This window comes from Bartonella sp. AP57NXGY (assembly GCF_042195805.1).
In the GTDB taxonomy this organism is placed as follows: Bacteria; Pseudomonadota; Alphaproteobacteria; order Rhizobiales; family Rhizobiaceae; genus Bartonella.
On record NZ_JBHIOZ010000003.1, the window covers coordinates 66389 to 77563 of the forward strand.

The following is an 11175-nucleotide window of genomic DNA, read 5'->3' on the forward strand; positions in this document are numbered from 1 at the left end:
ATTAATGTTCTTAAGTGCTAAAAGTTATCATAACATTGGAAAAATAGTATAATGGCGCAGGCTTGCTCTTTTATTAAGTATAAAGATGATGGTGCAACAATAGCTTTACTATTATACCATTTACGGGTATTGTTGTGTAATGGAGAAGAGCGTTGAGAGAGGTTTCTTAAAAAAGATATGTAAATTGGCAACACGATGGTGTTTTGTTCTTTTATAGGTACATAAAAAAAGAAGTCATTGATAGCCTTTTATTTATTCAGGTGGTGTTTTGGGGGCTCTTTTCCAATATTGTTGCGCCTCAAAAATGACGACCACAAATAATGAAAGGATAAGCGGTATAATCAAATAAAACATTCTAAAGACAATAAGTGCTGCAATAACATCGGTTGGATTTATATTGGGCATGCCTGTTATGAAGAGAGCTTCAAGAACTCCTACTCCTCCTGCTGGAGCATTAGAGAGAAGAGTTATCGTAAAAGATGCTAGGAAAACACCAAGAACAGAGATAAAATGAATATCTGCGTTATGTGGGAGAACAGCATATATAATTCCTGCTGCTCCTAAAAGCTCTAGAGGGCTAATGAGAAGCTGTTGAATAACAATTTTCAGCCGGGGATAGGAGAGTTGAATTTTTTTACCCAAGCGTAAGGGTTTTAACTGAAGCCAGCTGCCAAACGTATAAAGTGCTATACAGCTGAGTAAAATTGCTCCAGCCGTTGTTCCGAGCCATTCAGGAAGTTCTTTATGAATGAGGGTGATAATTTCGGGTTGCAGCACCAAAACGATTCCCAAAAGTAAGATTGTGCCGATTACAAAAGTAAAAGAGCAAAAACCTACTAATATTGCGATTTCTGTTCCGTTTAATCCTTTCATTTTATAGGCGCGATAGCGTACAACGGCACCAGAAAAAACTGAAGCACCGATATTGTGTGAAAGAGCGTAGGTTGTAAATGAACATATAGCGATAAAAATCCAAGAAATTTTATGGCCTAGATGTTGCAAGGCAATTCGATCATATCCAGCAAGAGCAGCATAAGCTAGGAGAGAACATAAACAGGCTAATAACCAGTGCTGTGCATTTAAATTGCTCAAGCGCTCCAATACATCCCCAAATGAAATGGCAGAGAGCTTCATGTAAAGAATTCGAATAGATACCAGCATTGCTAAGATACCAATCAATGGCCATATAAATTGCTTTATTTTCACGATTCTGTATCCATTTTATGTTTTCTGTAAATTTTCATGATTGAGCATATTCCTTACAGATCTTCGTTCTGTTATATACTCTATAATACCATTGGCAATTTCTTCATCATCTGTTACTACAACATCAGCACCTAAATCAATGAGATATGTTGTTTCTGTGTCGGATAATGCATGTGTGATTATCTGGATATCTTTCTTCATATCACGGATATTCACGATACATTCTCCTACTTCAATGGTACTTCGCATTGTAATAACAACTTTATGTGCATTATTTATATTTGCTGCGTTCATTATTTCTTGTTGAATGATATTGCCGCAAATAGCCTCAAAGCCATCTGCAATCGCTTTATCAGAGAGGCGTTTTGATTCTTCTACGATCACTATAGGTTCACCTCTATTTATTAAAGATAATGCAACACACTTACCGATACGACTATAGCCAATAATTACGATATGGTTGTTTTTTAAGGTCATCGGTAAAAAATCTTGGTCAGGATCTTGTGGATCAATATCAATAATTGTTTGGGTATTTTGTGAAGATGCAGAATTTTTTTCTAGACGTTTTTTAATTTTATTACAGGCAATGAAAACAAGAGGATTGAGCAAAATAGAAAAAATTGCTCCTCCAAGAATTAAATCATGAGCGTCATTGTTTAAAAGTCCTAAGCTTAAACTTAAACCAGCAAGGATAAAGGAAAATTCTCCGATTTGGGCAAGGCTTGCAGAAATAGTCAAAGCTGTTGCATTAGAATAGCGAAAAGCTTTAACGATGAAAAAGGCAACAGCAGATTTTCCGATTACGATAATGAATAAGGTTGCTAAGAGAGGGAAAAAATGAGTTAAGAGTTTCTCGGGGTCAAATAACATGCCTACAGAAACAAAAAAGAGAACAGAAAAAGCATCGCGCAGTGGTAAAGATTCTTCCGCGGCACGGTGGCTTAATTCTGATTCGCTCATGACCATACCAGCAAAAAAAGCACCAAGAGAAAGAGAAACTCCAAATAAATGAGCGGCTCCGAAAGCTACTCCTAATGCAATAGCAAAGACGCTAAGACGAAATAATTCACGTGATCCCGATTGTGCGCTCATTTTTAAAAGCCATGGGATAACGCGTCGCCCAATGACGAGCATAAGTGCAATAAATACAATTACCTTCAGGATGGTGAGACCAAAAATACCCCAAATACTTAAATCCAACCATTGAACAAGAGGATCCAACGCTTCTTTTTTGGTATTGCTGAGGGCACTTGCCAAGGAAGGGATGAGGACAAGTATAAGGACCATTGCTAAATCCTCAATAATCAACCATCCAACGGCAATGCGTCCTTTTTCTGTTTCAATAAGATGACGCTCTTGCAAAGCACGTAGCAGGATAACGGTACTTGCTATGGATAAAGCAAGACCGAAAATCAAACTACCACTAAAGCCCCATCCCATAATCAGACCAAGGCACAAACCTAGAAAAGTAGAAAATGCCATTTGTGCAATAGCAGCGGGGACAGCAATAGCTTTGACAGATAAAAGGTCTTTTAATGAAAAGTGGAGCCCAACACCAAACATCAGCAAAATAATACCAATTTCAGCAAGTTGATTAATGATGACGGAATCTATTTTAAATCCGCCTGTATTGGGTCCCACAATAACACCAGCTAACAAATAGCCTACAAGGGGTGAAATACGTAAACGGCTAGCAATCATTCCCAAGAGAAATGCTAAACATAAGCCTGCAACAATAGTTGTGATAAGTGGTGTGTCGTGGAGCATGGATTATTTACTATTCTTGATCAAAAAGCGAATGAATGAAAACGACTATATTTCTATGAGAAGAGAGGCGAGATGTACCATACGCATTAAAGGGCATATTTATTTCACTTTGATATTTGCACGATTATTTCGCTCACGCCACCAATTTCCTAGCAGGAGTAAAATAGGAGCAGCAATAAAGATAGAGGATGATGTTGCAATAATAATCCCAAAGACCATGGGTAATGCAAAATTATGAACAGCACTTCCACCCCATATCGCCATGGGGAGCATCGCAAGAATTGTTGTGGCTGATGTAAAAAAACAACGTACAAGAACCTGATTAATTGACAGATCAATCAGCTCGCGCAACGGCATTTTTTTATAAAGACGCATATTTTCGCGCATCCTATCATAGACGACAACTTTATCATTTATAGAATATCCAACAATTGTTAAGAGTGCGGCGATAGCCGTTAAATTAAAATCAAATTGAAATAAAGCAAAAAAGCCAATCATTTTTGTGGTGTCTAGAATGAGAGTGATAATTGCTCCAATGGCAAAGAACCACTCGAAGCGTAACCATATATAGAGAGACATGGCAATAGCCGCAAGAATAACAGCAGTAAAAGCAGCTGTGGCAAGCTCACCTGAAATTTTGGGACCAACAACTTCTATTTGATCGAATGTGGTATCGGGATAGATATTTTGTACAGCTGTTTTGACCTTATCAATGGCGGTGGTTTGTTGTGCTTCGCCACCGCTTTGTTTCTGCATGCGAATTAATACGGTATTTTCGTTATCAATATTTTGCAAGGTAACTTCACCAATATTAAGAGTAGAAAGCTTGGAACGCAGAGTTGCTAGATCTGCTGGTCCTTTCGTGGTAATACTCATTTGGCTTCCGCCAATGAAATCAATACCAAAATTCAATCCAGGCTTAAAAAAGAGAAAAACTGAAGCCATTGATAAAACAATTGAGACGCCAATACCAATGAAACGTGCTTTCATAAAGTGGAAAGTTGTGTTTTGTGGCATGATGTTGAAAGCAGAGTGAATATGCAATTTTTTAATTTTCCATTTACGAACGATCCAAATCATGATGATGCGTACAATGGTGATATTTGTAAACATGGAGATGATAATACCAAGCAACATTGTTACGGCAAAACCACGAACGGGACCGGTCCCGAACCAAAATAGTAAGACGGTCGCTATAATTGCTGTAACATTTGCATCAACAATGGTTGCAAAAGCGTGTTTAAATCCACGATCTAGGGCTGCAAAAGCACCCACACCTTTTCGACTTTCTTCACGGATACGTTCATTGATAAGGATATTAGCATCAACGGCAATACCGATGCCTAAAATAATACCAGCAATACCAGGCAGCGTAAGCGTAGCTCCCAAAAGACTCAGTGCAGCAAATGTTAAAATTGTGTGCAGAGCTAGTGCTATATTGGCAATTAATCCCCAAATACGATAGAGAAGAAAAATAAAAATTGCAACAAGAATAAAGCCAATTATGCCGGTGTAAAGTCCCATTTGGATAGCATCAGCACCAAGATTTGGACCTACGGTTCTCTCTTCAATGACCGTGAGTGGTGCGGGGAGGGAACCAGCACGAAGCAGAGCAGCCAGAGTTGAGGCTTCTTTGGGGTCAAAGTTTCCTGTAATTTGACCTTGTCCATTGGGAATGACACTATTGATGGTCGGAGCGGTTAAAACTTTATTATCCAGAACAATGGCAAAAGGACGGTTAATATTTTGTCGTGTTATATCGGCAAATATTTTTGCACCAGCGGAATCTAGCGTAAATGAAATAATGGAACGTCCTGGTATTTGGGGGTCAAAACCTGCACGGGCATCTTTCAGGACATTTCCATCTAAAGCAATTTGATCATAAATTGCATAATGTTGTGTTGCATCAGTGTATCCAGGGAGAATAGAAACACCTATAGGGGGGTTATTGGGGTCCACATTAGAAGGAACAAGATGAAAACTCATCTTAGCGGTTGTTCCTAAAAGATCACGCAGTTGTTTTGGATCTTGTAGTCCAGGCAATTGGACCATAATACGATCATTTCCGACCTTTTGGATGGCTGGTTCTGAAACACCAACTTGATCTATACGACGACGGATGATTTCTAAGCTTTGTTCAATAGCATTGCTGACACGGTCTTTTATACCAGCTTCTGTTAATGTGACGCGGAGAGTTTCATTTTGAGCACTGATCGTGATGTTATGTTCTGTTGTGCCAAAGCTACTGTGTATGGGGGTTATTAATGTTTTCAAAGCAGAGAGTGCTTTTTCAGTTTGCGATGGGTCAGAAATAAGGGCAATAACGCTATCTTCAACGATACGCACACTTGAGGTGCGGATTTGTTTTTCACGCAATACATTGCGCACATTGCTTAAAACTATATGTAACTGATCGCGTTTTAACGTTTTGCTATCAACCTCGAGCAGGAGAGAAGAGCCTCCTTGAAGGTCAAGACCAAGTGCTACACGGGTGTCGGGTAAGAATTTCGAGTTTTTAACTTGTTCGTGTGAAAATAAATTGGGTAAGGCAACATAAATGCTGCTTAAAAGAATAAAACAATAAAGGGTAGTTAACCAACCAGGTGTACGCATGATATATTCCGTAAATAGGCAATCTAACAGTTATTCAAAGTTAAAAGCACAAGTAAAATAAGATGATCGTTTTTATATTCAAGGAAGAGAATTAAGTATGTTCATTGGGAGGAGCGCGTTTATTTGAGAAATATTGTGTTTTAACGTTGCGAAATCGTGTGTCAACAGCTGGAATCTTTATTAAAAAGAAATCCAATGTTAGGATTTTTTGAAAGGTCCTCATAAAAATAGATTCTGTATGGAGTGTTACAAGTTTTTTGTTTTCAGTTGTGGTAACATTCACCTGATCACACTTATGATGTAAATCAAATCTATTCGTTTTAATGACATTATTGGTGTGTGATTGTTTGATTAAATAAGCACGCGTTTCTAGGTTGCTCGTCAAGAATACACCTAAACTGGATAGAAAAATCCAGGTTGTCAAAGGAAGAAAATCTTCTTTTTTGCAATAAAGGTGCAAAAAAAACATGCTAGAGTGCCTTCTTTAATCTTATTGAGTTCAGCTTATTTATCATTCTTTTATCTTATTACCAGTATTATAGGATAAGGGAAAGCTTTTATAAGATTATTCTATAAAAGTTGAAAATATCTACTTTATACCATATTTAAAAGAGAAAAATAAAATCCCTTTTGTGCTCATAAGGTAGATATGTATTCATTTTGTAGAAAAAACATCCACATACTTTTCCTTCTTTTGGGGATTATCTTTGTATTTAATTCTGGTGCATGGGGTAATAGGGGGGCACAAAATACAATTGTCGAACAAACGATAGCTTCTTATTCAGTTGATGAAATTATTCTGCAACAACAGTTGATTATTAAGACTCTTGAAGAAAATACTGAAACTTTAAAAAGAGATTTTGACAGAAAGCCAGAAGATGAGCGTGCTTTAGAAGAATTACGGTTACGTGCACAAGATATCAGTGAACGTGCTATTGAGGCAGCATTTGTTTTGCGTCCTCCTCTTAATGAGATTAATACACTTCTTGATCAATTAATGGAGCTCCATCGTGACGTGAAAAAACTGAAAAGCTCTGTGAAGGAATATTCCTATTTGATAGAGCAAAAAGCTAAAATTAACAGTATCATGCTTCGTTTTGAAGCAATTTTCTTAGCGGCAAATAGAATAGCTGAACTTTCTATTTCTCAATCTCGGGAGCTTTTTAAACGCACGCTTACGTATAGGCTTGAGTTTTCGATTCCGATGGTTAAACATCTCGTCCAAAAAACAAAAGAGGCTTCATCAGATTTTCTTGTGTTGTTAAATTCTTGGTGGAATTTTATATTTTACTTCAAGTTTTTACAACTATTTCTTTGCTTTTTAATTCCACTTTTTATTACTTTGGGACTTTCGTATTTTTCTCAAAAAGTTCTTGTTCATGTGTATTGCCACTTTACGAAGTCTAATGAGGAAATATCTTATTTACAACGCTTATTGATCGCCTTTATTTCAGTTCTCTTACCTTCACTTGTATGTATTCTTTGCGTTTATCTTGTGTTGTTTTTGTTTCGTAGTTTTAACTTAGATCTAGGTAAGCTTACAACAGTTTTTGATATGATAGGTTGTCAAATTATTTTATTATTTTTAATCAATCGATTAGCGGTTGTTCTTCTATCATCGAATAGGCCCCATGTAGGTCTTCTCAAGATTACATCATCGTCTGCTTATCAATTAGTGATTTTACTCACTTCTTTAGGGGGTATTTTGGCATTTGACGCTGTTCTTGATAGTATTTATCAAATCATTTCAGCGCCTCTATCTTTAACAATTGCTAAAAGTTTTATTGCTGTTTTTCTTGTAGCGATATTGCTATTTATAATATCATTTGTACCTTTGCGGTTTAGACGTAGGCGTGTTCAAGAAGAAAAAAAAGAGCCATACTTTTGGCCATTTTATATACGCATTCCTCTTATTGGCTTGGGGTTACTGCTCTTTGTATTGAATTTTTTAGGTTACGTTGGACTTGCGCGTTTTATTACGCAGCAAATTATGATTGATGGAGCATTTTTAGTTCTCATGTATTTAGGAATACAAAGCGCTCAAGCACTTGGAACTAAAGACCAATTTATGAAAACAACGGTTGGTCATCTTTTGATGCAGAGGTTTCATTTAGAAGAAAAAACGATGAATCAATTGGGAGTTTTTGTGAGCGTTTTTCTCAATTTATTTGTTGTTATATTTTGTGCAATGCCAATTGCTGTACAGTTTGGATTTTCCTATTCTGATTTAAAAGCAGTTTTGTGGCAATCGGTGACCGGTTTTCAGATTGGAAATATTAGTCTTTCTTTGATTTCTCTTGTAACAGGAATTATTTCTTTTTGTGTTTGCTGGTTTCTTATTCGCCGATTTATTGGTTGGTTAGATAATGTGGTGTTGGTTCATGGAGAGTTCGATTCTGGTATACGTAATTCTATCAAAACAGTGATAAGTTATGGAGGCGTTGTTGTATCTTCTTTGACCGGATTATCAATGGCAGGTTTGGATCTTAGAAATTTCGCTCTTATTGCTGGAGGACTTTCACTTGGTATAGGTTTTGGTTTACAGAATATTGTCCAAAACTTTGTCTCTGGACTTATTATTTTAGTTGGAAGACCATTTAAAATAGGGGACTATATAGAATCTGGATCAGTAGGGGGTGTTGTTAAGCGTATTAGTGTGCGTGCAACGGAACTTGAGACAATTCAGCGTAAGACGATTATTATTCCCAATTCAAGCCTTATTAATAACAACGTTAGTAATTGGACACGACGTAATAAAGTAGGACGAATTGATATACCAGTTACTGTATCATCTAAGGTTGCTCCAGAGCATGTTGCTGAAATTTTGTTAGAGATTGCTTCTGCGACAGAAGGCGTTTTAAAAAATCCTATCCCACAGGTGAGTTTTACAGCATTTGATCGTAAGAGTTTTTCCTTTAATTTGGCTATTTATGTGCCTAATATTACCTCATCTTCTCATGTAACCAATGCTCTTCGATTTAGCCTATATAAGCGTTTTGCTGAGGAAGGAATCTTAGAATGCTGAAATATACTTATATTTTGATTACAGTTATTCTATTAAGTATTTTTACCATAACAGCTTTTGCTGCAACAGTGAAGAATACTGATTTAAAGATACAATCTCTTATTGTTGTTGAAGGAAGTATACCTTCAAAAATTTCTTTAAATACTCATCAAACAATTACAATTTGTATGAAGGGATGTTTTATAACTTTTCCTAATAAAGACCGTTTTGCAATAAAGGCAGATGATAATATAGAAATCAGTAGGGGAAGAGCAATTTTTAAATAAAATGATTGAGAATTTTTGTTTGGGGACAAGATTTAGAAGGATAATGATATTGTGTGTAATTAATAATCTCATCCTTTAGAAAATGGTAAAAAAAAGGTATGATTTTAGTATAAAATGGATGTTTTTTTATACTATGTAGAATCTACAGTATGCATTTTGGATGTAAGAATATTGAGGTATTTATAGTATTGTTAATGAACATCGATTTTCTAAAAATAATTACATCATTTTTAGAATTTTTTCATAAAAAAAGGCATAAAATATACTATTTTGTGATTTTTTTGCGGTAATTTTAATACAAAATGTTTTATATTTCCTCCTTTTGACAAGATAATATGTATTTTTATTAAATATTTATTATTTGAAGTAATCATTATTATAATATTTTAAAATTTATTTGATAATATTAAATTTTGATGTAATGATATATTAATATAGTAATAGATTTAAATGTAACTATAAAGGAGTACATGCGATTTTGCAGCATAAGATTTTATAAAACTTTGTTTTTCTAAATGTGATTTTTGATTATATTTAAATTTAGAAATGGGGTATAATTTTATGAATACAAAATTTATAACAGCATCTGTTTTTTCTTTGATTTCACCTTCTATAGTACAGGCTGCAGATGTGGTGGCTCACGAAGAGCCAGTACATGTTGCCTCAGAAGTTGTTGCTTCTTCACCTTTTTCTTGGGGAGGTGTTTATTTCGGGGGGCAAGTTGGTGGCTTTTCAAGTAAGATTTCTGCAACAGCGCCTGATGTTAATATTCCTCTCTATCCTGATGAGGGTAGTAAAAGTAAACCATGGATACCTGTCGAGAAACAGCATATGCCCGATCTTTCTGGGTTTATAGGTGGTTTTTATGCGGGTGTTAATTTTGATCTCGGTAATAATTTTATTATGGGGATTGATACGGATATCATTTTAACGGAAAAAAAGGATACAAAAACAAGATTTCATGCAGATGAATCGAGTGCTGGTGGAACTGAAGGATTGGGCACTGAAGGATCGGGTAGTGATACTGAGGAATTAGATACAGAAGAAAAAAGTCGAAAAAAGGCAAAAATTGTCAGGAGACAGGGCAGAGGCTTTTCTCGCTCTTCTGCAGAGGATAAAGAAGAGAAAGACAGTTTAACTTTTAATCATACGTTAAAACAAAAATGGACAGGTGCTACACGGGTGCGTGTTGGGTTTTCTGCAGGGCGTGTGATGCCTTATATTGCTGGTGGTGTTGCTTATGGACAGTTTCAGGATATTTTGTCGACAGTAATTACGGGAGGTGAGCCATTTAATAGGACATCGGATGTAACAAAAACGATGATTGGTTATACTCTCGGTGGTGGTGTTGATTTTGCAATGACAGACCATCTTGTTGTGCGTGCGGAATATCGTTACTCAGATTTTGGTAAAAGGAAATTTAAAGACGAGATTGAAGTTAAGTATAAGACGAATGATTTTCGCGCAGGAATAGCTTACAAATTCTAATTTTGTAGGATAAAGGAGCTTAAATTTAAGAGGTCCTATTTCTTTGATAGGGCCTTTATTTTTTAATTTTATGCATTGTAAACACTATTTTATGGTGAAAAAAAAAGGGGGCTTTGACTTTGAGTGAGAATGAGGAGGTAAGGAAGAGTTACTCAGATTCTTAATTGTTAAGAATAAAAAATTTTTAGTTCACGAGGTGTGGTTGAAACATTTGTTGGCAAAGAAGGATTGCTTCGTCTTTCATATTATTACAGTTATCACTTTATAATACCGTTATAGAGTTGCAAACAGTAAACTTAAAGAGAGTTTTTACTATCTAAGTAATGAGAAAATAAAGAAAATTCACATAGAGTGGTGCGGACGGCGTGCACGTTTGTGCAACAATTTTTTCTTCCCTTAGAACTCTCTACAATATCACCTGATAGCACAGTTTATCTTTTTTCTGTTTAATAACTAATTGTTTTTATTTTATTTTATTTATTAGATTGCCTTTTATATATAATCTTGGTACCAGATGAAAGTGCTCCAAGTGCAATTCAAAAGGTGGTTTTTAAAAGGTGGTTCGAAGAACGTGATAGACTGTCTGTCTTATCTGTAAAAAATCTATCTAAAGGAAAATATGCTGACAGAGCTGGTTTATGGCTTATCAAAACTACACCAGATCAAGGATGATGGGTTTTTAGGTTTGACCTCAATATAAATACGACGAGAAATGGGATTAGGCTCTTGTCGCAATGTATCTTTAAAAGAAGCACTGTTCAAAGCTTTAGCTTGTCGTGATCTTTTAGATCAAAGAATTGACCCGATTCG

7 protein-coding genes are annotated in these 11175 nt (G+C 35.8%); 3 read left to right on the plus strand and 4 right to left on the minus strand.

Annotation, left to right across the window (positions count from 1 at the left end):
* Positions 1-252: 252 nt before the first annotated feature.
* The 4 genes from ACFIL8_RS01100 to ACFIL8_RS01115 all read right to left on the minus strand — a co-directional run bounded on the left by ACFIL8_RS01100 (position 253) and on the right by ACFIL8_RS01115 (position 6055).
* Positions 253-1206 carry a YbhN family protein gene (locus tag ACFIL8_RS01100; RefSeq protein WP_375613484.1) on the minus strand — a complete coding sequence of 318 codons (954 nt, stop codon included), beginning with the start codon at positions 1204-1206 and terminating at the stop codon, positions 253-255.
* A gap of 15 nt (positions 1207-1221) precedes the next feature.
* The gene (gene ybaL / locus ACFIL8_RS01105) at positions 1222-2973 is read right to left on the minus strand and encodes a YbaL family putative K(+) efflux transporter (RefSeq protein WP_375613485.1); all 1752 of its coding nucleotides are present in this window, start codon (positions 2971-2973) and stop codon (positions 1222-1224) included.
* A gap of 99 nt (positions 2974-3072) precedes the next feature.
* A complete protein-coding gene (secD, locus tag ACFIL8_RS01110; protein WP_375620802.1) occupies positions 3073-5586 on the minus strand; it encodes a protein translocase subunit SecD in 2514 nt (837 codons plus the stop codon).
* 91 nt (positions 5587-5677) lie between these two features.
* Entirely contained in the window at positions 5678-6055 is a 378-nt protein-coding gene (locus tag ACFIL8_RS01115) for a hypothetical protein (RefSeq protein WP_375613487.1), read from the minus strand.
* A 180-nt stretch (positions 6056-6235) separates the two neighbouring features.
* Here ACFIL8_RS01115 and ACFIL8_RS01120 point away from each other — a divergent pair, with 180 nt between their 5' ends.
* From ACFIL8_RS01120 to ACFIL8_RS01130, 3 genes are all read left to right on the plus strand, one after another.
* Entirely contained in the window at positions 6236-8611 is a 2376-nt protein-coding gene (locus tag ACFIL8_RS01120; protein WP_375613488.1) for a mechanosensitive ion channel domain-containing protein, read from the plus strand.
* Positions 8605-8877 carry a hypothetical protein gene (locus ACFIL8_RS01125; protein ID WP_375612155.1) on the plus strand — a complete coding sequence of 91 codons (273 nt, stop codon included), beginning with the start codon at positions 8605-8607 and terminating at the stop codon, positions 8875-8877. The genes ACFIL8_RS01120 and ACFIL8_RS01125 overlap by 7 nt, the downstream gene beginning before the upstream one ends.
* Before the next feature lie 561 nt (positions 8878-9438).
* Positions 9439-10365: an outer membrane protein gene (locus ACFIL8_RS01130; protein ID WP_375613489.1), complete on the plus strand. Its 927-nt coding sequence runs from the start codon at positions 9439-9441 to the stop codon at positions 10363-10365.
* Positions 10366-11175: the final 810 nt, after the last annotated feature.

What these genes read in the sequence shown, in the direction of transcription:
- ybaL (WP_375613485.1), bottom strand. Translation starts at nt 2,973, where the DNA reads ATGCTCCACGACACACCACTTATCACAACTATTGTTGCAGGCTTATGT.
- secD (WP_375620802.1), bottom strand. Translation starts at nt 5,586, where the DNA reads ATGCGTACACCTGGTTGGTTAACTACCCTTTATTGTTTTATTCTTTTA.
- ACFIL8_RS01115 (WP_375613487.1), bottom strand. Translation starts at nt 6,055, where the DNA reads ATGTTTTTTTTGCACCTTTATTGCAAAAAAGAAGATTTTCTTCCTTTG.
- ACFIL8_RS01120 (WP_375613488.1), top strand. Translation starts at nt 6,236, where the DNA reads ATGTATTCATTTTGTAGAAAAAACATCCACATACTTTTCCTTCTTTTG.
- ACFIL8_RS01125 (WP_375612155.1), top strand. Translation starts at nt 8,605, where the DNA reads ATGCTGAAATATACTTATATTTTGATTACAGTTATTCTATTAAGTATT.
- ACFIL8_RS01130 (WP_375613489.1), top strand. Translation starts at nt 9,439, where the DNA reads ATGAATACAAAATTTATAACAGCATCTGTTTTTTCTTTGATTTCACCT.